We start from the raw sequence: 26,303 nt of genomic DNA on the forward strand, positions 1-26,303 counted from the left end.
GTAGAGTGAAACAGTAGGTAAGTCTCGCTATTTGAGGTAGCCTGTCTCAGATAATCGGGTGTGAACCACCCTTCGAATAGTTGGATAAAGTCAGGTGAAATTTGCTTGCTCTGATAATTATTTTGAATAATTTTTCAAGTAAAGTCAAATAATCTTTAGTTACTAAGCTACTGCTAAAAGCTACTTGGCACACAATATGAAAGCGATTGTTTTCCGATAAAAGTTGTCCTATAATAGAACTACAGTTCGAAATAGTGAGTAGCTCTCATTGTCTCAAACTTAGCAGGCAGCGTGACGTACCACTCCTCAACAATTCTTGACTATGGAGGTGAAGGTCATGCGACTAAGGATCAGACTGGAGGCGGGGATATCAACCTAGCGTTGATTATTATCGCGGCTGGGCAATTTGTGATTGCAATTGCCAAAGCTTACGCGCTAATAAAAAAAGCTAACCATGATTATGATTAGCTTACCCTCTAGTCACCTTGACTGTGTTTGGAGTTAGCGAGTCGCATTCGCTAGCTCCTTTTCACATTTAATAATAGCTTTTTTTGAAAATAATTTCAAGCAAAACTATCGGATACTAAACACATGGTAGCTTAACTAAAACATGGCAGACAAGGGTGGATGAACACTACTTGCCTGCCATGTTTTGATTGGTTAGTAATTTTAAGGGAAAAGGATGAAGACTAGTTTAATTCGCGACTTTCAGTGAGTTCCTTGAACCAATAAGCACTCTTTTTGGGAAGTCGTTCTTGTGTTTCGAAGTCAACGAAGAACAAACCATACCGCTTGGAGTAACCGTTAGTCCAGGAGAACATATCTTGTAAGGACCAAACGAAGTAGCCTTTAACGTTAATTCCGTCTTCGATTGCACGTAAGACTGCTTGTAAGTGCAACTTGATGTAATCGATCCGTTTTTGGTCGTCTAAGACTTCACCATCAGCTGGACGATTTTCCTTGAGACCTAAGCCATTTTCAGTGATATAAATGTCGTTCACTAATGGGTAGTTAGTATGGATCCGTTCAAGTTGGTCGTAGAGCCCCTGGGGATTGATTGGCCAATCCCAGTCAGTCATTTCGATGCCATCTGGCACACCTGATTCACCGATCCCTTGGAGACGGGAGATCGAAGAACCTTTTTTACCAGTACCATTATGGATCGTTTCAGAAATACCATGATATTCCTTCATGTATTTACTGAAGTAATAGTTAACACCGACAAAATCTAGTTGTTGAGCGGCTTGTTTCAGTTCAGCTAGTTCACTATCTTTGATCTCGATAGTTTCTTGTGAATTAGCAGCTAAGATTTCGTTCATCAAATTTAAAGTTTCCTGGCTATATTCACCACCTAAAGTTCCATCTAGGAAGAGGCGGTTGTCTAAGGTGTCTTGCAGTTTAGCGGCATGGACATCACCAGGCTTAGTTGGGTCAAAAGGATAAACCGTCTGTAAGGCATGAACAACGCCGATTTGACCACTGATTTTTAAGGTTCTAAAGGCATTGACGACCCGGGCATGAGCAAGGTTTAAGTTATGCTCAGCTTGGAAAGTCTTGTTAAAGTGATACTTTTCGCCAGGAGGGAAGGTCCCGGTGGTGTATTGTTGGACAGCCATAGAAGTTGGTTCGTTAATGGTGATCCAATAGTTGATCTCACTGAATTCTTGGAAACAGAATTTGGCGTAGTCAACATATTTAGTAATATTTTCAGGATTTAGCCAGTCACCAGTTTGATGCAGGGCTTCTGGTGTGTCAAAGTGATGCAAGGTAACAAAGGGTTCGACCCCTTGTTTGAAGCATTCCGCAAACATTTGATGGTAATAATCTACCCCAGCTTGTTCCGGCTCGCCACTGCCAGTTGGGAAGATCCGTGCCCAAGCAATGGAGATCCGGATTGAATTCAAACCGAAGTCGCTGGAAAGCTGAATGTCTTCTGGGTAGCGATGGTAGAAGTCACAGGCTGGTTCTGGGTTAAAACGCCCTTGTTTCTTTAAGAAGGGTTCCCATAAAACCTCGCCTTTGTTGCCTTCTTTAACTGCGCCTTCTGTTTGAAAAGCTGCAGTGGCACCGCCAAAATAAAAGTCTGTTGGAAATTTCATCATGAATCTTCCTCCTAATAATTCTTTCTCTGGTTAATTAAACTGTTCTTCTTATGCTTGTGCTCTTTCTGCTAGATGTTCGCTGACAAAGGCGAGAGCTTTATCGCCGTCACGAGTTAATTCAATATATTGTTTACCAGTTGTAGAAACCATGGTTACTCCATACTTGTCAGTGATCTTCTTTAGATTATCTTTCATACTGTCCATTTGTGGTGCTAAGATCACTAGATCCATGTCTTGAATTAAGTCCATGTCTTGACCATAAGCACGTGCAGCAGCTGAAAGACTTAAATCTCTTTCTTTAGCTAATTTGTTAAGTGCGTTTGCCAAGATCCCACTAGTTCCGCCGCCCGCACATAAGACGAGGACAGTACTATTTTCAGGGATAGCATTGTTGCCAGTTTGTAAGTTGTGATCTGCATCAGCAGTTACTACGACACCGTCGTTAGCTGTAGCAGGTGTTTCATCACCATTTTGTTCGATCACTGCTTCTTTAGCAATTTCATCTTCTAGCAAGGTCTTATCGTAAGCCTTAAAGAATGGCCAGTAAACTAAGATGTCCAAGACGATGATCAAAGCAACGTAAACAAATGATAATGGTGCGAAACCAGTTGAAACAGGAATTCCGATAAAGCCAGGCAATGTCCATGGCATGGTGTACATAATTGAATTCATACCTAAAACTTCAACGAAGAACTTGAACATGCAGACGTTCACGATTGGTGTCAAAATGAATGGTACAAGGAACATTGGGTTCATGATAATTGGAGTACCAAACAAGATCGGTTCGTTAACTGAGAAAGTTCCTGGAATAAAGGAAGCTGACCCAACAGCTTTTAACTGTTTAGACTTAGCGAAGATCATAAAGATGTAAGCTAAGACCAAAGTTGAACCTGTCCCACCAAAGTTCATAACGTAATCCATAGTGTTCATGGCTAAAACGTGGGAAGCTTGGTGGCCATTCTGGTACATTTGTAAGTTGGCAGCAGTGTTGGCAATCATAATTGGTACAACGGCTGGTTGCACGATTGAAGGTCCTTGAACCCCACAGAACCAGAAGAAAGCCATGGCACCGGCGATGATCGATAAACCAAGATAAGATTCACTCGCACTAAAGAGTGGTGAAAGCAATTTAATGATAAATGCTGGTAAGTTAGTACCAGTAAATTGTCTGAAGGCTAAGTCAACGGCCCAGAAAATTGTGACGGTTGAAGCCATTGGAATCACATCTTTAAAAGTTTGGGCGATGTTTTGTGGGACCTGTGGCGGTAACTTGATCGTCACATTGTTTTTGATGCAGACATAGTAGATATTCGGAGTGATCAAGCCGACGATATAAGCGGCAATCAAACCTTGAGTACCCATATAGGTGAAATCAACGCCAGCTTTCAGTGGAACGATGGCCAGAATGATGAAGGAAATTTCTGCGGCCATGATAACTGAGATCGGGTTGATCTGGTTAGTCTTTGGCAAATTCAAATTTTTTGAATCTGTCAGGTTTTTAGCAGTTGTTCCCGTAACGAACAAGGCTAAGAGACCCATAGAATAATTATAGGCTGTCAGTAAATTATTGGTGACACTGTCAGGCCAATAAAAACCCCAGGCGTTTGGAACGTAAGCAATCATTAAGAAGATACTTGAAAACAAAATGATTGGCATTGCAGCGATAAATCCATCACGGATCGCTGCAATATATTGATTAGAAGCAATTTTTTCGAATAATGGTTTAAACTTTTCCATTTTCTTGGCAATTCCAGCACTCATAATATAAAACCCTCCTTGAGAATAAACAAAGCGAAGTGAATTAGACCAGCGGGAGTCTGCATTCACGGAGCCTAACTAAAAATAACAAAATAAATCATTTTAAAACAGAATGCGTTTTCATCTAACAACCTTATTATATTTTTTATTTAGTAAAAGTCAACTACTTTTTTACTTTATTTTACCCATAAAAGTTTGTTTTAACGGTGATTAAAAATTATTTTTATCAAAAAATAGTCAAGTATTTATTATAATTAGTTGTGTGAGATTAAACTAAATAGGATAGATATTATGTATGGTAGAACATTTTCGAACTTTTTAAAGAATTAGGATTTCACACAAAAAATTAGATAAACAGGTTGAGAAATCGCAAAAGGCACAGGAGTGAGTATAAGTAGAATTAAGTAAAAAGATACATATTAAAAATACTTGACAGATTGAAGTTTAGTTCTTCGTCTGTCAAGTATTTTTAATATGTTTAGTTTTGATAGTCATCTAAAAGCTTGACCATAGAGAAATCCTCCTTGTAAAATTTATTCTTAAAGTTTTGATATACTAATATATTATTATCATTGACTATAATGTAACCGCATTCCAGCGGGATGTCAAGTACTGTAGGAAATGAAATTATACATTCTGAAGGTTTTGTTAGGCTATATTTACGAAACAAAGAGATTTCTGCTCAGTGAGATTAGTCGTTTCTCTTTTCAAAAAGGAATATAATGTACTTGATAACGCTTTAAAAACAGTTAGATATCACTGTACGGATATCATTGTGTTGGCTAAATAGAGATTAGATGCTAAGGTAACAGTATAGTCAGTTTATTTTAAATTTAAGAAGTTAGGTGGTTAAAAAGATGGCAGTTATTTCCACAATGAAAGATCAAATTTATCAAATTATCTTAAATAGAATTATCGGAATGGAATATTTACCGGGTGAGAAGATTTCAGAAAAAGAATTAGTTGAAGAATTGGAAGTAGGTAGGACCCCAATTAGAGAAGCACTTTTGCAACTTAGGCAAGAAGGCTTAATTAATGCTATTCCACAGTCTGGTACCTATATTTCAAAAATTAACTTACAGTTGGCCAAAGATGCCAGATTTGTCAGAGAGAGTATAGAAATGCGAGTGGTCAAAGAAGCGATTGATAAGTTAACGACTTATGACTATGTAATGCTGCAACAGATCATTGATAGACAAGGATTAATAGAAAAAGGGACCAATAAGAATCTGGAATTTTTTAAAGAGGATGAGGCATTTCATCATTACTTTTATAGTATTACAGATCATGAACAAGTTTGGATATGGTTGCAGTCTGTTAATATGCATCTGAATAGGTTCCGTTTTTTACGTTTGCAAAGTAAAAATCTGTCATGGAACTCACTAATCGATGAGCATAGACAATTATTAGAGTCTATTAAAAATAAAGATGCAGAAAAATCAGTAGATTGGGTCAAAGAACATCTACACAGAATGCTAGATGAGGAACCAACCTTATTACAGGCTTTTCCAGAATATTTTGAATAAAAGAATTATAACCCCCTTACTATAAAAAATGGTGAGGGGGGTTTGTTGTTAGAAGAAAATTAACAATGTTACTCGTCTTTGTGAAAAAAATTCAAAAAAGTGAAAAATAGCAGATTTTACTAAATGATTACTAAAAAATAAAAAACTTGTGATTGACTAGGCTTTGTTTTTAGTATATTATGTAAACGATTCATATACTAGTATATCAATTTTTAAAAAATAAAAAGTTTTAGAGGAAATCTCGCATATTTTTTTAAGATTTTTAGGTAGCGCTTTATCTTGAAAAGTGAATTTTTTCTTAAGAACAAGGTATTTGATTTTTTTACGAAACTGGAGGGATCAGAGTGGTTGAAAATTTTTTGATAAATGTAAATACAAAAGTTCATACAGATTTTACAAATGATGTTTTACGTAAGGCGGCTGAAATTTTACAAAGAGATATTCTGAAGAAAGTTACAGGTCAAGGCCCCGATAACGGCATTACTTTAAAATTGAATAATGATGATGACGGTAAAGACGAGTCATTTATAGTTACTCTTTTAGATGAGCTACACGTAGAAATTCAAGCAAATTCAGTACTTGGACTGATGTATGGCGCATTATCCGTTTCACGAGAAGTTTTACACATAGATAATTTTTGGTTTTGGCTTGATCAACAGATTGGCAAGGTTGATAGCATTACTTGGAATGATTTTAAAAAGGTTCGAATGCCGGAGTTCCATGTTAAGTACCGTGGTTGGTTTATTAATGATGAAGTGTTAATCAATGACTGGAAATACAATGAATCAAATGAGTATGTTTGGGAAATGATTTTTGAAACATTGCTACGTTGTGGTGGAAACATTGTTATTCCCGGAACAGATACAAATGCTCATACACATAGAGGATTAGCGGATAAGTTTGGTTTAATGATTGCTCATCACCATGCAGAACCTCTTGGAGCAGAAATGTTTTCACGTGTTTATCCGGAATTAAAGGCTTCTTATTTGCTTCATCCGGATTTGTTTAAAAAACTTTGGCAAGATAGCATTGATGAACAAAAGGATATGCATGTTCTTTGGAATTTAGGCTTTCGTGGCCAGGGTGATAGACCTTTCTGGGCGGATGATGACCATGAATATACTCAACAGGATAAAGCTGACGTCATTAATTCTGTATTACGAATACAATACGATATGGTTAAGAGAGTTGATCCAGAAGCAATGTGTTCAATGAATATATATGGGGAATTACCAGCTCTGTATAATGAGGGATTACTTGATATTCCTGAAGATGTTGTTCAAATCTGGGCAGATAATGGATACGGTAAAATGCTGTCACGTCGTCAAGGAATTGAGGATCCGCGAACTGAAGTATTGCAGAATGGTGATTCCAAATTGAAGCAAGGAATATATTATCATGTTGCTTTCCATGACTTACAAGCTTCAAATTTCTTAACTTTGTTGCAAATTGATCCACATGCAGTTGCTGAGGAAATTCAAAAGGTTCGCCAAGCCACGTTAGACGATTTGGTAATGGTGAATACAGGTAGTATTAAACCTCATATTTTTTATTTAAGATTACTAGCTGAATCTTGGAGAAGTGATTTTGAAGTTAAATCAAGTCTTGATTATATTAATCAGTATGTTGAAACATACTATGGTTCGTATCAAAAAGAAATAGCACAAGTATATCACAATTATTTTGAAGCTACTTTTAACTATAGAAGCTTTGTTGATCAGAAAGCTGGAGACGAGTTTTATATGTATGTGCTACGTAAGTTTGTTACTACTTGGCTAGCTAATAGGGATAAAATGCCTGAAATGGAATGGGTTACTGATAGTACTAGTTTGGAGGACCAAGCTAGAGATATTGTTAATTTATTGGTTAATAACGTTAAGCCTCTTGAAAAATTAAATTTAGAAGCTGATGAGGTTTTGGCTAAATTACCAGAGGAAGATGCGAAGAGATTTTATAATGATATCTGGAATAGTTGTAGTATTCATGGTCATTCGATTAAAGCTTTGAAGGAAACTTTTGACGCATATGACAAATGTAAAACTAATGATTTTCTGGGTGCGTTCTTAATGATTGATGATGCTAAAAAAGAATTAGAAAAGGTGATTGCTGCTTGGAATAATAATCCGGCTGAGAAATGGCGTGACTTTTATGATAATGATTGTTATACGAACATTTCCCTTTCAGTTCAGACTTTAGCAACTTTACAAAATGTACTTAGAATGGTTGGAGATGGTCCAGATGAGGACCAGTGGGAACGAGAATATTTAATGCAAGCCAGTGATGCTAAAGTCATGTTGCTATCAAATCTGCACAAAGCATATACAGATGATGAATTCTCAAGAAAGATAAGAGCAAAAGGATTTAAGTAGTTATGTAATATTATTTCAGTAAAGGAGCAACTTATGATGATGGATACAAATGATACTGGATCTGAGCGTGATAACGAATTTCAAGCTACAAATTTACACGATGGTTGGGACGAATATCAATCAAAGAAAATTTACCAACCTAGAAAAATAGGAGTGTTTAGATCACTTGGATTTGGAGTTTTTTCTTTTTTTAGTATTTCAATGCAGGGGTTAGTTGGAGCCTGGTTGCTATTCTTTTACACCACATTTTGTGGGTTAAGCGCAGGACAAGGGGCAACGATATTTTTAATTGGTCGTGTTGCTGATGCAATTGCTTCATTATTTATGGGTAACATGTCTGACAACATTTATAAATATAAGCTAGGTAGAATATTTGGTAGACGACATATTTTTATTTTGGCGGCTGCACCTGCAGTATTGTTTGCAATTACTCTGTGGGTCACAGGCATGAATTATTGGTACTACTTGATTACTTATTTAATTACCACGGTTCTTATGTCAGTTTTACAGATTCCTTGGGAAACATTGCCTAACGAAATGACAAAAGACTACAATTCACGCACTTTACTTTCTACTACAAGAATGGTAATTGCAGGTTTAGGTAATATGTTAGCTCAATTTGTACCTGCGCAATTGTTTAAATTTTATCCTCAAACGTCACCAATGCCATATCTGATCATGCAAGTTATGTTTTCTGTTGTAACATTTGTTTTAATCTTGGTTACTTACCATACAACCTGGGACATTTCGTGACAAAAGCAGAGGCTAAAAAATTAGAGGAAGAAGCTCTATTAGAAAATAATGGTAAAAGAAGTTCACTGAAATCACAATTAAAAAATTATTTTTCGACGTTTAAAATTAAAACCTTTAGAACTCATATGGGAATTTATTTGAGCTCATATTTTGGAACAATTTTGTTTTCAACAGTATTTGTGTATTATATTGTCTTTGCTTTAGGAAAAACGACAAGTGTTTCAGGCTTCCTACAATCTTTGAGTATCGTTTCTGTTCCAGTAACGATTATAGCTGGATGGTTAGTAACTAAGATTTCACCACGAACATTGTATGTTTTAGGTTACTCAATGATTTTGGTAAGTTGTGTTGACTGGGCTTTTGTTGCCTTGGTTAAGCCTAGTGCAATAATGGTATGGTTAACTGTTGGGATGATATTCTATGAAGTTGGCTTGTATATTTTGTATTTTCTACCATGGAACGTCTTTCCTTTTATTCCCGATGTGGATACATTAGTAACTGGTAAAAATCGTTCAGGATTATTTGCTTCGGTAATGGTCTTTATTAACCAAATTAGTCAAGGACTTGCTTCCGTAGTTGCAGGATATCTGCTTGATTTTGCTCACTTTAAGCAATCAGCAGGTGGAGCTGTAGCTCAACCTGATAGTGCGATCCATATGATTATTTTTATTGTTTCTGGTGGTGTGGGTATTATGATGTTACTTGCAATTTATTTTGCTTGTCACTTCCACTTGAGTAAAAAGACCATGGGCGTTTTGACAGAAGAGTTAAATCGCTTACAGAACGGTGGGAAGATGAGCGATGCTAACCCTGAGACAAAGAAAACTTGTGAACTATTAACAGGCGTTGATTATGATTCAATTGATTTTTGGAAAAAGAATGATGGAAAACCATTAGGTGCAGAGATTACTCAAAACTAAATATGGATTAATCATAGGAAAAAGTGATTCTAATTAGAATTAGTAGGCTTGTAAATAGTATAAAGTAAGTGGTTAAAAGTAATTACTATGATTATTTTTGACCACTTATTTGTTAGTAACGGTTAGGTGAAGAAAGGAGTAACAAAATGACTTTACTAAATAGAAACTTTTTATTAACTAATGACCCTGCAAAGAAGTTGTTTCATGAATTTACTGATAAGATGCCGATCATCGACTTTCATTGTCATTTAAGTCCACAGGAAATTTATGAGAATAAAAATTATCCTAATTTGACTAGAATTTGGATCAATGATGGTAGTATTGGTGATCATTATAAGTGGCGCTTGATGCGTGCTAATGGCGTTCCTGAAGACCTGATCACGGGTGATGGTGATGATTATCAAAAGATGGTTGCTTGGTCTAAAACAATTGAAAAAGCAATTGGTAATCCTTTGTATGAATGGACACACTTGGAATTACAACGTTTCTTTGGAATAACAGAAACATTTAGTAGTAAAAGTGTCAAAGAAATCTGGGATAAAGCAAATGAAATGCTGGCAACCGATGATTTTAAGCCACGTAGTTTGATTAAGAATTCTAATGTAAAAGTTGTTTGCACGACTGATGATCCAGCTTCTGATTTACATTATCACGAGCTATTAGCACAGGAAGAACAAGAAAACGGTTTTCAAGTTTTACCAGCAATGCGTCCAGACAAGGCTTTTGCACTTGAAGAAGAAACCTATGGTAGTTACTTAAAAGAACTTGGTTCAGCAGCTAATGTTGATATCGTCGATTTTGATAGCTTAGTTGTAGCATTTGAACAAAGATTTAAATTCTTCAAGGAACATGGTGGTCGTTTATCTGATCACGGGTTAAATACCTTCCATTTTGTCAAAACTGATGCTATTGAATTGAACCAAATTGTTTCTAAAGCAATCGCTAACAAAGAATTAACGCAACGCGAAGTTGATGCTTATAGTACAGGTTTGGTCGAGGCCTTGATGAAACTTAACAAGAAATTTAATTGGACAATGCAGTATCATATCAATGCTATTCGCAATGCTAATAAGCCAATGCTTGCTAAAGTTGGAGCCGATGCAGGATTTGATTCGATGGGAACCCAACCTGATATAGCTGGACAAATAATGAGTCTACTGACAGATGCACAAAATGACGACATTATTCCAAAGACAATCTTGTATTCTTTGAATCCTAATGACTGGATGCAATTGGCAACTGGGATGGGTGATTTTTACCAAGGTAGCGTTCAAAAAATGCAATTAGGCTGTGGCTGGTGGTTTAATGACACGAGAGAAGGCATGATTAATCAGTTGACTACAATGGCACAACAAAGTCTTTTAGCAAACTTTGTTGGAATGCTGACAGATTCACGTAGTTTCTTGTCTTATCCACGTCATGAGTATTTCCGGAGAGTACTATGTAACTTAATTGGCGAATGGGTAGAACGCGGGCAAGTTCCAGAAGATTATGAGTTTCTTGGTCAAATTGTAGAGGATATTTCCTACAATAATGCAAAAAACTATTTTGGATTTTTAAAGTGATAGTATTTATTGTTGTGGTCAAGTAATCATTGCATTAATACTGTAAGTAGTATGTAAGAACACTAAATTAAAATAAGGCTTAGCCATAATGAGACCTATTTTCGGTATTTAACCGGAGATGGGTCTTTTGTTTTGTCTACGTTTAAAAAGTGGGTAAATGATACTAATGAAGTGTGTTTATGACATTGCGAAAGCCCTTACTTAACACTTAAAATAACAAGTGAGATAAAGTAATCGTTTACAAAAAAGTAAACGGTGAGATTTAAGGGGATGAGAGAATGTCAAAGACATACGTTGCGGTAGATATCGGTGCTTCCAGTGGACGACTGATGTTGGGCTATTCAACAGAAGGCAAACTACAGTTAAAAGAAGTCCATCGCTTCAAAAATGGTTTTGCTAAAAAAGAGGGCTATGATTGTTGGGATATTGACCACATCTTACAAGAGATTTTTACAGGACTTGAAAAAGTCAAAAAATTAGGTTTCCAAGATGTTGTACTAGGTATTGATACCTGTGCAGTTGACTATGTCTTAGTTGGTAAAGATGGTCAGCGTTTGAAGGATCCAGTTTCATATCGTGATGCACGGACGAAGGATTCAATAGCTAAGTTAACATCTGATTTATCCAAAGATTACATTTATGAAAAAACGGGGATCCAATTTTTGGATTTCAACACATTGTATCAGTTGTTTGAAGAAGATAAAGATTTATTGGCGAAAACAGACAAAATTTTGATGATTCCAGATTATATTGGGTATGTTTTGACTGGAAAGGCAGTGACAGAAGTTACTAACGCATCAACCACCCAGATGTTAAGTCTGCGTGAAGGCCTGTTTGACCAGCATTTGTTAGATAAGGTCAATGTAACCCATGACCAGTTTCCAAAGCTTGTTGATCCTGGTACCAATTTGGGAGCAGTGAGTGATCAATGGTATGAAAAATATGATTTACCAAGAAAAGTGAATGTAATTACGGTGGCAACACATGATACAGCTTCAGCTGTTGTTGGAACTCCTGCTACTGGCCAACGTTGGGCTTACTTGAGCTCAGGAACTTGGTCATTGATTGGAACGGAGCTAAACGTTCCAGAAAATGGTGAGAAAGCTTTTAAACATAATTATACCAATGAATGGGGTGCATATGGCACCTATCGTTTCTTGAAAAATATTATGGGACTATGGATCATTCAAAATGTTAAAGAAGAGTTGGATGATGACTATAGTTTTGCCGAGCTAGCAGAACTTGCAAGCCATGAGGAACCGTTCCAGCAATTGATCGATGTCAATGATGATCGTTTCCAAAATCCAGCTAATATGATTCAAGAAATTCAGGCGTATTGCCAGGAAACAAACCAAGAGATTCCACAGACACCTGGAGAAATCGCAATGGCCGTTTATTCTAATTTGTCCCTATACTATGCCAATGAACTGGCAGTGTTAGGGGATATTCTAGGCTATAAGATCGACGATTTGAATATTGTTGGCGGTGGTTCAAACGTTGCTTTGATGAATCAATTAACGGCAACAATCGCTGGAGTAAATGTCTACGCAGGACCTTCAGAAGCGACAGCAATTGGTAATATCATTGTCCAAATGATTGCTCAGGGAGATATTTTGAATGTTTACTTGGCTAGAAGAATCATTGCTGATTCATTCCCAATTAAAAAGTACACTCCAGGACAAGAACCATTCGCGGCTAAATTAACTGAGTATCAGGATTTTTTAAAGAAAACTAAGGAAAAAACTGTTGAAGGAGGAATGTTAGCATGACAGTTAGACTAGCACAACTGATGCATGTTTATCCGGATCAATATGATGAATACGAACGGCGTCATAATAACTTGTTCCCAGAGATGCGCCAGGCTTTGAAAGATGCAGGTGCACATAATTATTCGATTTATTTGGACAAAAAAACTGGTAATTTATTTGCCTATCTCGAAGTAGATGACTTGGAAAAGTACAACCAAATTTCTGAAATGGATGCTTGTAAAAAATGGTAGGCATACATGGAACCAATTATGGATACTAACCCGGATCAAAGTCCAGTTGCAATTGATTTGCACGAAGTATTTCACTTAGATTAAAAATTCAAGGAGATGTTTTTGTATTATGGTTAAATCTGAAACAGTTGAAAAAGCATATGAAGCAGCTAAAGAACGTTACGCTGAATTAGGTGTTGATACAGAACAAGCAATGGAACAATTAAAGAAAGTTAAACTTTCAGTTCATTGCTGGCAAGGAGACGATATTCATGGTTTCGTTAATCCTGAAGCTGAATTAACTGGTGGAATTGGTGTTAGTGGTGATTATCCTGGGATGGCTCGGATACCTGATGAATTAACAGGTGATTTGCATGAAGCTTTGTCATTGATTCCTGGTAGCCATAAAGTTGCTTTGCATACATTGTATGCTGTAACTAACAAGAAGAAGGACTTCGATGAAATTGGACCAGAAGACTTCAAATATTGGGTTGACTGGGCTAAACAAGAAGGCATTGGTTTGGATATGAACCCAACTTTCTTCTCACATCCGAAGCTCAAACAAAACTTTACCTTGGCTAGTCCAGAAAAAGATATTCGTGATTTCTGGGTTCGTGTGGGTAAACAATCACGTGCAATTGCCAACTACTTTGGTGAAGAATTAGGCCAACAGTCAGTCAATAACTTTTGGATGCCAGATGGCTTTAAAGACAATCCAATTGATAAATTGACACCTCGTTTGCGGATGATCGATGCTTTGGACGAAATCATCAATGATGGCGAATATGACGAAAAGAACACGATTGAAGCTTTTGAAGGTAAGTTATTTGGAACCGGAGTAGAATCCTACACAGTTGGTTCCCATGAATTTTATGATAACTATGCTTTAACACGTAACAAGTTATGGACAATTGATGCTGGGCACTTCCATCCAACAGAGGATGTTTCTGACAAATTTACAGCCTTCTTACCATTTGGTGGTAAAGGTTTGATGTTACACGTTTCTCGTCCAGTTCGTTGGGATAGTGATCACGTTGTTATTTTTGACGAAGCATTGCAACGAATCACTCGTTCATTGGTTCGTGACAATCTCTTAGACAAGACTAATATTGGACTAGATTTCTTCGATGCAACAATCAACCGGACATCTGCTTGGGTCGTTGGGGCTCGTGCAACGCAAAAGGCCTTATTACAAGCAATGTTGGCACCAATTGATGATTTGAAAGAAGCCGAATTACACTATGACTTTACTAAACGTTTGGCAGTTACTGAAGAATTGAAATCATATCCATTTGGTGCTGTTTGGGATGAATTCTGTCTTAGAAATGATGTACCAGTTGGTACTGATTGGTTAGGCAACATTCGTCAATACGAAAAAGACGTGCAATTTAAGCGAATTTAAGTCATAGATTATCCTGAAAATTTATAGGAGGAACAGAGAATATGAGTAGTTTCAAAGATTCAAAGTATGTTAAAAAGGTTTGCAGTATTACACAGGCATCATATCAGCATGGCTGGGATGAACGAAACGGCGGCAACGTTTCTCTTCGATTAACCGATGAAGATTTAACTGACTTCGACGATATTTCAGAAGTTAAGCGCACCATTGATTTAGGTTTTGATGCGTCAACATTAGCTGGCAACTATTTCTTGGTTACAGCAACTGGCCGGTATTTTAGAAATGTGATTTCACAACCAGAACTTGATTTAGGTTTAGTTAAAATCAAGGAAGACGGTCAACACGCTGACTTGTTGTGGGGCTACGAAGATGGTGCAGCACCAACTTCAGAATTTCCTAGCCACTTAATGTCTCATATTGAACGTCTAAAAGTGGACGCTAATCAAAGAGTTGTAATGCATTGTCATCCAACCAACGTGATTGCATTGTCATTCACGCAGGATTTAGATGAACGCAGCATTACTCGCTTATTGTGGAAGATGCAAGCTGAATCATTGGTTGTGTTCCCTGAAGGAATTGGTATCATTCCTTACATGACTCCAGGTACGAATGAAATTGGACAAGCAACTTCTGAAAAAATGGCAGATTTCAGAACTGTGATCTGGCCACATCACGGAATCTTTGGCACTGGTGATGATTTGGATGAAGCATTTGGATTGATTGAAACAGTTGAAAAGCAGCGACGATTTATTCACAAATTTGTGCCCAGGGTGGAAAAATTAAACAAGAAATTACTGATGAACAGTTACGTGAATTGGCTAAGGCATTTGGTGTAACAGCTAATCCGAAGTATTTACCTGAAACGGTTGTACGTTAAGTTTTGACAACAAAAGCGGTGATGCAGGAAATGCATGATCGCTTTTTGTTTAGGAAGGAGAAAATCATGCAGACAGAAAAAGAAAAATTTTTAGCTGGTAAGCCGTATTATATTATGGATTCACAGTTAGCTGCCGATGAAACAAACGCACGGAGATTGTGTAAGCAAATTAATGAACTAGATGATCAACAAGTCTTGGAAAAAGATTGTTTAGTTAGAAAACTGTTTGGTTCTGTCGGTAAAAGTCCTTACGTCCAACCTAATTTCCGGTGCGATTTTGGCTATAACATTCATGTTGGCGATTATTTTCTGTGCAATTATGATTGTGTGATCCTAGATATTGCGCCAGTCACGATTGGGAATCATTGTTTTATGGGACCTAAAGCACAGATTTATGCAGCTGATCACCCACTTGATCCAGTTTTACGGGGCAACTTCATTGGAACTAGTCAGCCAGTCATGATTGGAGATAATGTTTGGCTAGGTGCCAGCTCTGTTGTTTTACCGGGGGTTACACTGGGGAACAACGTGGTAGTTGGTGCTAACTCTACTGTGACTGAATCTTTTGGAGACGACGTCATTATCGCTGGATCTCCAGCAAGAGTGATAGGAAAACGACCAGCCACAGGCTATGAGACTGGGCAAATTGTAGCTAATCATCTTTTTAGCGACTAAGTCAATACTTCAAGGGAGAGAGTGTAAATGGCGGTTTTTGGACAGGTAATGTTACCAGTTTTGCTCATCTTTTTAGTAGGATTTATTTTCCAGAAAATCTTTACTTTGGAAATCAAGCCACTGTCGACACTGGCGCTTTACTTGTTATTGCCGTTTCTAGTCTTTAAAACTTTTTATGAAGCACGACTTAATCAGGGCTTTTTAAATGTTATTTGGGCCTCACTACTGATTATGCTAGGGTTACTGGTATTGGGAATAGCGATTGGTAAAGTGTTTAAATTTGACCGGCAAAAGCTATGTAGTTTTTTGTTAGCAACAGTTTTTCCAAATAGTGGTAACTATGGTCTGCCAATCATTATGTTTGCTTTTGGTCAGAAAAGTGTTGACTATGCGATGGCAATTATGGTTTTCCATAACATCTTAATGGGCGTGGTAGGTGTTTACATTGCAGCTGCGGCAAATCAGAGCGGTAAGCATGGACTTAAAGCAGCGGGAATGGCGATTTTGAAACAGCCGATGAATTATGTGATCTTGCCGGCAATTTGGTTGAATTATTATCAAATTAAAGTCCCCGTTAATTTGATGAAGAGTGTGGGCATGATTGGCAATATCACGATTCCTTTGATTATGTTGTTTTTAGGGATGCAACTAGCCGGTGTAACGGTCAAAAATGTGTCGTTTAGTGATGTTAGTGTGGCACTGGTTGTTCGTTTGCTAGTGTCTCCATTGTTAGCGTACGGGATTTGTTTGATGTTTGGCTTGAGTCCAATTATCACAGCGGTGATTGTGGTTATGTCAGCAATGCCTGGCGCTGCTAATACAACAATGTATGCTATTCAATATGATGCACAACCTGATTTTGTGGCAACATGTACCTTAATTAGTACTCTGTGCAGTGTGGTTACACTGACAGTCTTACTGAATATATTTTAGTAAAAAAAGGCGGTAAATTCTGTTCCGGAAATTTTTTAATTGACCTTACTCATTTTGAATAGGTTCAGCATCAATTAGCATTAATCCAAGTTTGTTTGAAATTGTTTCTTTGTCCATTATTCAGGAAAATATTTTTTTATAATGTCGATATTTTTTCCTTTTTTTAAGAGTTTTAAACCTCCGTAATGCCTAATGTGATAGCGTTTTCTTAGATCCTATAAATATTACTTATACCGATGTTAATTCGGATTAAGTTGTTAAACATATAAAACCAGGATAAACTAAAAATCGTTGAAAGCGTTAACAACAGTATCCGTTCAAATCAAAAATAATGGAGGCAATACAGATGGCTGATAAGAAACAAGAAATTTTAAAGGAATTGTATCCTGAAGATATTTACTCATATGCAAGCAAGTTGACTTTAGGTGAAGCTGAAGTTTTGCAACAAACACGTCAAATTATTGAAAAAGAATTACGACCAGTGATCAATGAGTATTGGGAAAAAGCAGAATTTCCGTTTGAACAATTTTATAAATTAGCTGATGCTGGTATTATGAATAACCCTAAGTTATTTGAGGGTAGAGAAAATGCACAAAAACCAAGAGAGATCTACAATGCATTCCTCTATTATGAATTAGCACGTTTTGATTCTTCTGTTGCTACGTTCTATACTGTTCATGGTGGTCTTGGTTACAACACGATTCTTTTAGGTGGAGATGAACGCCAAGTAAAAGAATTTGCACCAAAAGTTGCTAACTTTGAATGGCAAACATGTTTTGCACTGACTGAACCAGACCACGGTTCAGATGTTGCTGGCGGTTTAGCTACAACTGCTAAGCGTGAAGGAGATCATTGGGTTTTGAATGGGGAAAAACGTTGGATCGGTGGAGCAGATACCGCTGATATTATCCCTGTCTTTGCCCGTGACGTTGAAGATCACAAAATCAAATGTTTTGTTGTTCGTAAAGGGGCTAAAGGTTACAATGCAGTTCCTGTTCCACGTAAAGTATCATTGCGTGCAATACAAAATGCACATATTACGCTTGAAGATGTTGTAGTTCCTGAAGAGGATCGATTACAAAACATTAACGGATTTAAAGATGTGGCCAATATTTTGATTCATACTCGCGCTGATGTTGCTCATATTGCAACAGGTATGACAGGTGGGGCTTATGCAGCTACTGTTAAAGTTGCTAAAGAAAGAGATCAATTTGGTAAGAAAGTTGGACATTTCCAGATTACACAAGAAAAATTGGCACGGATGTTGGCTAATGTTACTTCAGCACTTTCATTCTCAGTACGTATCTCAGAATTGATGGATGAGGGACAATATGAAATGGTTAATTCAGCTTTAGCTAAAATGAATAATGCTTTGGTAATGAGAGATACAGTCGCTTTGGGTCGTGGCATTGTTGGTGGTAATGGTATTACTTTGGATACTGATATTGGTCGTTTCTTTGCTGATGCAGAAGCAATTTATACTTATGAAGGAACTCATGAAGTTAATGCTTTGATTGTTGGTCGTGAAATTGTAGGTAAAGGTGCATTTGTTTAAGCTTAACGAACATAAGCATGTATATTAACTAGAATAATGTTCATATAAAAAGGATCTGAAAATTTCAGGTCCTTTTTTCTATGTTTAAATTTTAGAGTGGCTGGTAAAAATGGTCGATAATATCATTGAAGACGTAGTTTTCGATTGCGCTATATTTGTTTTTTATCGGTCTGCAAAGGTGAAAGTTAAACGGAATATAATTTTTGAATTTTTTACAGGAAAAATAATCTTTATCAATATATTTTTCTACAGGTCGTGGAATAATAGATACGACATCTGTTGCTTTAGTTATATCAATTAAATAATCCCATGAAGATGAAGTGAAAGTTATTTGATTTTTTAAATTATTTGCCGCTAATTCATCTTCCAGTAAAGAATAGGTCATGAAATCCTTATTGAATGTTCCAAGTGGATATTTTTTAAGATCTTTCCAGCTTATTACGTCTTTTTGAGCAAGAGGATGATTTTTATCCATAAAAGCTGACATTTCATCAATTTGTATGACATGTTGTTCATAATTTTTAGTGTCTAAGTTAGTTGGTTCAATTAAGATGGCAATGTCAATTTCATCATTGATTAACTTTCGACGTATCCCATTACTTCCTCCTTCAGTGATTTCTAACTGGGCCTCTGGTCTTTTTTTTAGCAATGTTGGAAAAAATTTAGAAAAATAGACGCGGAGGATTAAGGAAGGGATACCTATTCTGATAGTTCCTTTTTGTTTTAAGGATTCGATTCGAACCATTTCTTCCATCTTTTCATATTGAGCGATGATTCTTAAACCGTATTCATAAATTTTTTCACCAGCACGAGTGAGGGAAGATAAACGTCCTTTTTTCCTATGAAATAAAAGAATATCGTTATCATATTCAAAATTGGAAATAAATTGGCTGAGAGCAGATTGACTAATATGGATTTTTTTAGAAGCAAGCGATAAATTATAATCGCATTCAACTATGTTTATAAAATAACCTAATTGGATAATGTCCATGTTGTTGCCTCCTGTTTTAATAATATAGTTTTATTTTAGCTTATTTTTGTTTTTTTTCATAACTCGTATTAGAGATATGAAGCATATTTTCTTTAAAAATATCATAATTTCAGAAGCCTATAAGTTTTTCTAATACCTCCAATAAGTTGTTATAACGGCAAAGAGAGCGATTTCTGTTTATTTCCTGAGTAAAAGTTAGTAAAATAAAAGCGTGTTAAGTTAACGCTTACTTTTAAACATTTTTGAACGGATGCTATAAATATAGTGATTAACTTAGGAGGAAATATTTTGACAGAAGTTGTAATTGTTTCTGCTTTAAGATCTGCAGTTGGTAAATTTGGAGGAGCATTTAAAAATGTATCAGCAGTAGATTTAGGAGCAAAAGTTCTTAAAGAATCGTATGAAAGATTAAATTTGGACCCGAAAGAATTTGATGAAGTTATCTTAGGAAATGTTTTGAGTGGCGGGTTAGGACAAAATGTTGCTCGTCAGATTTCAATGCATGCAGGATTGCCTAAAGAAGTCCCAGCATTTTCAGTTAACCAAGTTTGTGGATCTGGTGCTAAAACAGTCATGTTAGGTGTCCAGTCTATCATGGCCGGAGATAATGAAGTAGTGGCCGTTGGTGGTGCAGAAAATATGAGCCAATCACCATATGTTTTGAGAGATTATCGGTGGGGTGGCCGAATGGGTCATGGTGAAACAATCGATACATTGATCAATGATGGGTTATCAGATGCTTTTTACAAATACCACATGGGGATCACAGCAGAAAATATTTCTGAGAAATTTGGAATTTCACGTGAAACACAAGATGAATTTGCATGTCAAAGCCAACATCGAGCAGAAGCAGCGATCAAAGCAGGAAAATTTAAAGATGAAATTGTTCCAATCAGTGTACCACAGCGTAAGGGCGACGATTTGATAGTTGACCAGGATGAAGGTCCAAGATTCGGTCAAACAATGGAATCCTTACAAAAATTACGGCCAGCATTTAAAAAAGATGGTGGGACTGTGACAGCTGGTAATTCATCCGGCATTAACGATGCTGCTGCCATTCTGATTTTGATGTCAAAAGAAAAGGCTGAGAAACTAGGATTAAAACCTCTTGCGACGGTTGCATCATATGCGACTGCTGGTGTTGATCCTAGAATTATGGGTACAGGTCCAATTCCAGCAACGAGAAAGGCTTTAAAGAAAGCTAATTTGACAGTTGCTGATTTAGACTTAATTGAATCAAACGAAGCATTTGCAGCTGAAGCTGTTTGTGTTAATCAAGAATTAGGGTTGAATACAGATATTGTTAATGTTAATGGTGGTGCGATCGCATTAGGACATCCAATTGGTGCTAGTGGTGCAAGAATCATTGTTACTTTACTTCATGAAATGGAAAAAAGAAATGTTAAGACTGGTCTAGCAACGCTATGCATTGGTGGTGGACAAGGAAACTCAATCATTGTCAAACGCTAATTTAATGATTTTAACCCATCACTATGTGGAAAGGTACCTATAAAATGAAAACTTTTGATGAATTATTTGATACTAAGAAAAGAGCGTTAATTAATCAGGTCGTTGCATATACTAATGACAAATTAACGAAAGAAGCAAAATATTTTGATGAAACAGGAGAATTCCCTCAAGAATTTCTGTCACCTCTCCTTGAACAAAACGTTTTTTCTTTCTTGCTTTCTAATGACAAGCTTGATTTGGCAGTGTTTTTAGAAATTATCCGGATCATTTCAAAAAAATTTGCTTCACTTGCTAGTATTTTATTAACACAGGGTTTTTATGCGATTCATCCTCTAAACAAGTTTGGCACTAAAGAGCAAAAGGAAAAATATTTAGGAGAACTTGTTAGCGGAAAGAAAATTGGAGCATTTGGTCTATCTGAAGAATCAGATGACAGTCACTTTAATCCAGAACTAAAAACAATTGCCTGGGAAACAGATGATGGTTGGGAAATTAGTGGTAGAAAAAAGTATCTTTCTGATGCCCCTATTGCTGATGTGTTTTTTATCGTTGCTAAAGTTCAACGGTTAAACAACAGTGTAGATACGGGAATCTTTATTATAGATAGAAACCAAGAAGGATTGGTTGTCAATGAACCGATGAATAAAATGGGGGTCAGGTCTTTACCAGTCGCTTCTGTTGATTTAAATAAGGTTAAACTTGATAGAAATAGTTTATTAGGCGGAGTTACTAAAGGTTCGCATCAGGTAAAAAGTGTGCTTAACTTGATGAAATTAGCAGTGTCCCTTCAAGCATTAGGCATTTCTCAAGGTTCTTTTGAAAAAGGGATGGATTATTTATGCTTGGTAAGGAAGTTTGGCAATCGTTTAATAGATAATCAAGATATTCAGTATAAAATGGCTGATCTTAGAGCAAGTATTTATTCTGCAGAGGCTTTTACACGACAAATTATTTTAACAGATCCACAAAACACTGTTGATGTTGCCATGGCGAAATTATTAACTGCTAATGTTGCTATAGAGACCACAGAAACAGTGATACAGCTGACCGGTGGTTATGGTTACATGAAGGATAGTGAGATTGAAAGATATGTGCGTGATGCAAAAATAACTGCAATTTATGGTGGCTCTTCAAGATCACAAAAGGAAACAATTGCTAAACATTGGATTGATAATAGAGGAGAAAAGTACAGTGGAAATTAAAAATGTAATGGTTGTTGGTGCAGGTCAAATGGGCGGCGGAATCGCTCAAGCATTTGCCGAAGCAGGCTATAATGTAAAATTAAACGATATTAAACAAGAATTTGTTGACAACAGACTAGAAATTATTTCTAAAGGTTTACAACATCAAGTTGAAAAAGGCCGATTGGAGCAACAAGAATTTGAAGAAATTATGACACATTTAACGCCATCAGTTTCTTATGATGATGCTGCAGATATTGATCTTGTTGTTGAAGCAGCTACAGAAAATGAAAAAATTAAATTAAGCATCTTTAAAGAATTAGACGAAGTCGCACCTAAAGAAGCAATTTTAGCATCGAATACTTCTTCAATATCTATTACTAAAATTGCTGGTGCAACAAAACGTCATACACAAGTTATTGGATTGCATTTCTTTAATCCGGTACATGCAATGAAATTGATTGAGTTAAATATTGGTTTGACCACTTCACAAGAAACTATTCAAGTTGTTCAAAAAGTTGGGGAGTCTTTGGATAAAACGGTTATTATGGCAAAAGATTCTGCTGGTTTCGTGGTTAACAGAATTTTGATTCCAATGATTAATGAGGGTATTTGTGTATTGGAAGAAGGCATTGCAAGTGCAGAACAAGTCGATGAAGCTATGAGATTAGGGTCAAATGTTCCAATGGGACCATTAGAGTTAGCAGATTTTATTGGACTTGATGTGGTACTGTCAATTATGCAAACGCTATCAGCTAATTTTGGCGATACTAAATATCGTCCCGCACCATTGTTAGTTAAACATGTTGAGGCGGGAATGCTTGGCCGTAAAACAGGTCATGGTTTTTATAATTATGAATAAACAAGATTAGGAGTGCTGAAAATGGCAGATTACCAAACCATTTTGTTAGGAATAAAAAATAATGTTGCCACACTTATAATTAACCGTCCCAAAGCGATGAACGCTCTGAATACAAAGGTACTGCAAGAAATTGATCAAGCACTTGATGAAATTATTGCCAGCCAGGATGCACAAGTTGTTGTGATAACTGGTGCGGGAGATAAAGCTTTCGTTGCTGGTGCGGATATTAAAGAAATGGCTAGTAAAAATGCCGTTCAAGGTCAAGAATTTTCGAAATTAGGGAATGAGATTTTTATCAAATTATCAAAGTTGAAACAACCTGTTATTGCGGCTGTTAATGGATATGCTTTAGGAGGCGGATTAGAGCTGGCTTTGGCTTGCGATATTCGTATTGCCTCAACCAATGCAAAAATCGGGCAACCTGAAGTTGGGTTAGGGATTATTCCTGGATTTGGTGCTACGCAAAGATTATCGCGAGCAATAGGTCCAGCTAAAGCTAAAGAATATATTTTAACCGCTAGAAACGTCAAGGTTGATGAAGCTTTACGTGTTGGCTTATTCAATAAGGTTGTTGAACCTAATCACTTACTTGAAGAGACTTATAAGATGGCTGAACGTATTATCGGAAATGCTCCTTTAGCTGTTCAGAATGCTAAGTCTGTTATTAATGAAGGTGCTGAAATTTCACTTGATCAGGCTATCAAACTTGAGGAAAATACTTTTGGTTTATTATTTGCCACAGAAGATCAAAAAGAAGGCATGCAGGCTTTCTCAGAAAAGAGAAAAGCTGTATTTCAGAATAAGTAGTATTTTCAGCCTTTACTTTTGAATTAAATGTAAGCGTTTCGCTGAACGTGATTGTATTAAATGAATATCACTAATAATGATATTGTTTTTTGTTAACGGTTATAGTTGAATTGTAAAATTTAAATTGTAAAAGTTGAGTAAAAAAGAAACGGGGAAATAAAATGGCTACAGAATTTGAAGAACTTTATAAACAAAAACTTACTACTGCTGATGAAGCTGTTAAAGAAATTGAACCCGGTGATGGCATTATTTATCCCTTAGGTGCGGGTGAGCCTAGTGCAATTCATCAGGCTTTGGGTAATTACGATAACCTTGAAGGAAATCGCTTATATACTATGCTGTCAATGAATCCATCGCTTGACTTGCCAAAAGAAAAGTTGAGACAAATTTCTTTCTTTTTATCTGGTATGGATAGAAAGGCATTTAATAGTGGTAAAACAGAACTGGTACCATCACATTTTTCAGAAATACCAAATATTCTAAAGGAACGTGAACCAGAACCTGTATTAATAGCAACTGTTTCTCCAATGGATGAAGAGGGATACTTTTCGTTAGGAGTCGGTGTTTCATACTTTGGTTCTCAAATTAAAAACGCAAAAAAAATTATCCTTGAAGTGAATGAGAATATGCCATACACGTATGGTATTGATAATTTTATTCATATTAGCCAAGTTGATGCTTTAATTGAAAATCATGAAATGATACCTAGTGCTCCTGAACCACAATTAAACGAAAAAGATAATAAGATTGGTGAATATATTGCTGATATGATTCATGATGGTGATACGATTCAGGTCGGCATTGGTGCAATGCCAAATGCTGTTATGAACAACTTAGTTGATAAAAAAGATCTTGGTTTGCACAGTGAGATGTTTACTGCAAAAGCACAGCTTCTTCATGAAAGAGGAGTCTTAACAAATAAAAAGAAGCAGAACTTTAAAGGTGCTTCAGTAGCAACATTTGCATTTGGTCCAGCTAGTCTATATGCTTTTATGGATCATAATAAAGATGTTTTAATGGTTCCTAGCGATATCTCAAATGGCTTAAAATATATTGCTGAAAATGATAACTTTGTGTCTATTAATTCTGGAGTTGAAATTGATTTTCTTGGACAAGTTTCATCTGAAAGAATTGGAAATAGATATTATTCATCAACCGGAGGACAATCTGATTTTGCCAAGGGTGTTAATTTATCGGTAAATGGCCGTGGAATTGTTTGCATGTATTCAACCGCTGTCAAAGATACTGTTTCTACTATTGTACCAACAATTACCCAGGGGTCTCCAACAAGTACACATAAAAATGACGTTGATATGCTTGTTACAGAATATGGGGTGGCACATTTAAAAAATAAAACAACTAGCGAACGTGTGAGAGAACTTATTTCTGTTGCTGCTCCAAAGTTTAGAGAAGAGCTCATCAACAAAGCGATTGAAATGAACTATATTGATGATGTGGAGGCGGAAGCAGAAAAAAAGTTAAGCATTGCTTAGTATAAGCTGTGAGATTCGTACCAGGCAGTTAAACTTTGTCAGGTACGAATTTTTTTCTAGAAAACACCAAAATATGTTAATAAAGGAGTCTGTTTGATGCAAAAATTTAGTGCTTATGTTGTTCAAAAAGAAGATGAGAATGTAAGTGGAGAATTAGTTGACTTAAATCTAGAAGACTTAACTGCAGGTGATGTTTTGATCCAGGTTGAGTACTCTTCGTTGAACTATAAGGATATGTTAGCATTTCAACCGCATGGAGGTGTAATCCGTAATTACCCATTAATCCCTGGAATTGATTTGGCTGGGACGGTTGTTTCTTCAGCGGTACCTGATTTTCAACCAGGTGACCAGGTTTTGAGTACGGGCTATGGGTTAGGTGTTAGCCACGATGGTGGGCTATCTCAATATGCTAAACTTCCAGCGGAATGGGTGTTAAAATTGCCGGCTGGATTATCTACTAGAGATGCGATGACATACGGTACTGCTGGCTTAACTGCTGGTTTGTCAGTGAATGCTTTATTACAAGCAGGAATGCAGCCGACGGATCAAGTGTTAGTGACCGGTGCAACTGGGGGAGTCGGGAGCATTGCGACTAAGATTCTGGCTAATTTAGGTTACCAGAATTTAACGGCACTGATTCGAAAACCACAACAGGTTCAAGTTGCACAGGATTTGGGAGCAACAGAGGTCTTAGACGCTGCTACATTGAAAGTGGGTCGACCGTTGCAGCACCAGACCTTTGACTATGTTTTAGATACAGTGGGAGGTGATGTGACCGCCGCACTATTAGCGATGTTAAAGAATAGCGGGGCAATGAGTGTCTGTGGTAATGTTGGCGGTAACCAACTGACAACTTCCGTGTTACCATTTATTTTGCGGGGAGTCTCGCTCTTTGGGATTGACTCTGTAGCACCAGCGCTGTTACAAAAGGCAGCCATTTGGAATAAGTTAGCAACTGAGTGGCGGGTGACGGATCAGCTAGTAGTTGATGAGGTTACATTGGTCGAAGTCAAAGACGTTTTACAAAAGCTACAGGCGGGTCAGCATCTTGGTCGTACAATCGTTAAAATTAGCTAAAAATAAAAAAGG

At 36.7% G+C, this 26,303-nt stretch carries 20 protein-coding genes and 2 pseudogenes; 19 read left to right on the plus strand and 3 right to left on the minus strand.

Going from position 1 to position 26,303, the window contains the following annotated elements:
• The first annotated feature begins 291 nt into the window (after window positions 1–291).
• Window positions 292–468 (plus strand): DUF485 domain-containing protein, encoded by a 177-nt coding sequence (locus LPAF129_RS05270; protein ID WP_244055118.1) that lies wholly within the window; start codon window positions 292–294, stop codon window positions 466–468.
• 221 nt (window positions 469–689) lie between these two features.
• Here LPAF129_RS05270 and lacG read toward each other — a convergent pair whose 3' ends face one another.
• Window positions 690–2,099 carry a 6-phospho-beta-galactosidase gene (gene lacG / locus LPAF129_RS05275; protein ID WP_244055168.1) on the minus strand — a complete coding sequence of 470 codons (1,410 nt, stop codon included), beginning with the start codon at window positions 2,097–2,099 and terminating at the stop codon, window positions 690–692.
• A gap of 51 nt (window positions 2,100–2,150) precedes the next feature.
• Entirely contained in the window at window positions 2,151–3,863 is a 1,713-nt protein-coding gene (locus LPAF129_RS05280; RefSeq protein WP_244055119.1) for a lactose-specific PTS transporter subunit EIIC, read from the minus strand.
• Between the two features lie 854 nt (window positions 3,864–4,717).
• On the opposite strand from LPAF129_RS05280, the gene LPAF129_RS05285 reads away from it, so the two are divergent.
• The 12 genes and pseudogenes from LPAF129_RS05285 to fadE all read left to right on the plus strand — a co-directional run bounded on the left by LPAF129_RS05285 (window position 4,718) and on the right by fadE (window position 18,410).
• On the plus strand, window positions 4,718–5,386 hold the full coding sequence (locus tag LPAF129_RS05285; RefSeq protein ID WP_244055120.1) for a GntR family transcriptional regulator: 669 nt from the start codon (window positions 4,718–4,720) through the stop codon (window positions 5,384–5,386).
• Between the two features lie 344 nt (window positions 5,387–5,730).
• Window positions 5,731–7,755, plus strand: coding sequence for a glycosyl hydrolase 115 family protein (locus tag LPAF129_RS05290; RefSeq protein ID WP_244055121.1), 2,025 nt, complete (start codon window positions 5,731–5,733; stop codon window positions 7,753–7,755).
• 39 nt (window positions 7,756–7,794) lie between these two features.
• Window positions 7,795–8,508: an MFS transporter gene (locus tag LPAF129_RS11210; protein WP_265747239.1), complete on the plus strand. Its 714-nt coding sequence runs from the start codon at window positions 7,795–7,797 to the stop codon at window positions 8,506–8,508.
• Window positions 8,505–9,428 (plus strand): MFS transporter, encoded by a 924-nt coding sequence (locus tag LPAF129_RS11215; RefSeq protein WP_265747241.1) that lies wholly within the window; start codon window positions 8,505–8,507, stop codon window positions 9,426–9,428. Before LPAF129_RS11210 ends, LPAF129_RS11215 begins: the two co-directional genes overlap by 4 nt.
• Before the next feature lie 146 nt (window positions 9,429–9,574).
• Window positions 9,575–10,993 carry a glucuronate isomerase gene (gene uxaC, locus LPAF129_RS05300; protein WP_244055122.1) on the plus strand — a complete coding sequence of 473 codons (1,419 nt, stop codon included), beginning with the start codon at window positions 9,575–9,577 and terminating at the stop codon, window positions 10,991–10,993.
• 278 nt (window positions 10,994–11,271) lie between these two features.
• A complete protein-coding gene (gene rhaB, locus LPAF129_RS05305; protein WP_244055123.1) occupies window positions 11,272–12,762 on the plus strand; it encodes a rhamnulokinase in 1,491 nt (496 codons plus the stop codon).
• Window positions 12,759–13,076: pseudogene (gene rhaM / locus LPAF129_RS05310) on the plus strand (L-rhamnose mutarotase). The gene rhaB and the pseudogene rhaM overlap by 4 nt, the downstream one beginning before the upstream one ends.
• Before the next feature lie 25 nt (window positions 13,077–13,101).
• Entirely contained in the window at window positions 13,102–14,373 is a 1,272-nt protein-coding gene (locus LPAF129_RS05315; protein WP_244055124.1) for an L-rhamnose isomerase, read from the plus strand.
• Between the two features lie 41 nt (window positions 14,374–14,414).
• Window positions 14,415–15,247: pseudogene (gene rhaD, locus LPAF129_RS05320) on the plus strand (rhamnulose-1-phosphate aldolase).
• A 66-nt stretch (window positions 15,248–15,313) separates the two neighbouring features.
• Window positions 15,314–15,922 carry a sugar O-acetyltransferase gene (locus LPAF129_RS05325; RefSeq protein WP_244055125.1) on the plus strand — a complete coding sequence of 203 codons (609 nt, stop codon included), beginning with the start codon at window positions 15,314–15,316 and terminating at the stop codon, window positions 15,920–15,922.
• A 27-nt stretch (window positions 15,923–15,949) separates the two neighbouring features.
• The gene (locus LPAF129_RS05330) at window positions 15,950–16,855 is read left to right on the plus strand and encodes an AEC family transporter (RefSeq protein WP_244055126.1); all 906 of its coding nucleotides are present in this window, start codon (window positions 15,950–15,952) and stop codon (window positions 16,853–16,855) included.
• A 346-nt stretch (window positions 16,856–17,201) separates the two neighbouring features.
• A complete protein-coding gene (fadE, locus tag LPAF129_RS05335) occupies window positions 17,202–18,410 on the plus strand; it encodes an acyl-CoA dehydrogenase FadE (protein ID WP_244055127.1) in 1,209 nt (402 codons plus the stop codon).
• Between the two features lie 91 nt (window positions 18,411–18,501).
• Here the strand turns inward: fadE and LPAF129_RS05340 are convergent, their stop codons facing one another.
• A complete protein-coding gene (locus LPAF129_RS05340; RefSeq protein WP_244055128.1) occupies window positions 18,502–19,401 on the minus strand; it encodes a LysR family transcriptional regulator in 900 nt (299 codons plus the stop codon).
• A gap of 288 nt (window positions 19,402–19,689) precedes the next feature.
• Here LPAF129_RS05340 and LPAF129_RS05345 point away from each other — a divergent pair, with 288 nt between their 5' ends.
• From LPAF129_RS05345 to LPAF129_RS05370, 6 genes are all read left to right on the plus strand, one after another.
• Window positions 19,690–20,871 (plus strand): acetyl-CoA C-acetyltransferase, encoded by a 1,182-nt coding sequence (locus LPAF129_RS05345; protein WP_244055129.1) that lies wholly within the window; start codon window positions 19,690–19,692, stop codon window positions 20,869–20,871.
• Between the two features lie 44 nt (window positions 20,872–20,915).
• Window positions 20,916–22,073: an acyl-CoA dehydrogenase family protein gene (locus LPAF129_RS05350; RefSeq protein ID WP_244055130.1), complete on the plus strand. Its 1,158-nt coding sequence runs from the start codon at window positions 20,916–20,918 to the stop codon at window positions 22,071–22,073.
• A complete protein-coding gene (locus LPAF129_RS05355) occupies window positions 22,063–22,914 on the plus strand; it encodes a 3-hydroxyacyl-CoA dehydrogenase NAD-binding domain-containing protein (RefSeq protein WP_244055131.1) in 852 nt (283 codons plus the stop codon). Before LPAF129_RS05350 ends, LPAF129_RS05355 begins: the two co-directional genes overlap by 11 nt.
• 21 nt (window positions 22,915–22,935) lie before the next feature.
• Window positions 22,936–23,721 carry an enoyl-CoA hydratase-related protein gene (locus tag LPAF129_RS05360; RefSeq protein WP_244055132.1) on the plus strand — a complete coding sequence of 262 codons (786 nt, stop codon included), beginning with the start codon at window positions 22,936–22,938 and terminating at the stop codon, window positions 23,719–23,721.
• A 161-nt stretch (window positions 23,722–23,882) separates the two neighbouring features.
• The gene (locus tag LPAF129_RS05365) at window positions 23,883–25,214 is read left to right on the plus strand and encodes an acetyl-CoA hydrolase/transferase family protein (protein WP_244055133.1); all 1,332 of its coding nucleotides are present in this window, start codon (window positions 23,883–23,885) and stop codon (window positions 25,212–25,214) included.
• A gap of 96 nt (window positions 25,215–25,310) precedes the next feature.
• A complete protein-coding gene (locus LPAF129_RS05370; protein ID WP_244055134.1) occupies window positions 25,311–26,291 on the plus strand; it encodes a YhdH/YhfP family quinone oxidoreductase in 981 nt (326 codons plus the stop codon).
• Window positions 26,292–26,303: the final 12 nt, after the last annotated feature.

The organism is Ligilactobacillus pabuli, assembly GCF_022836475.1.
In the GTDB taxonomy this organism is placed as follows: Bacteria; Bacillota; Bacilli; order Lactobacillales; family Lactobacillaceae; genus Ligilactobacillus; species Ligilactobacillus pabuli.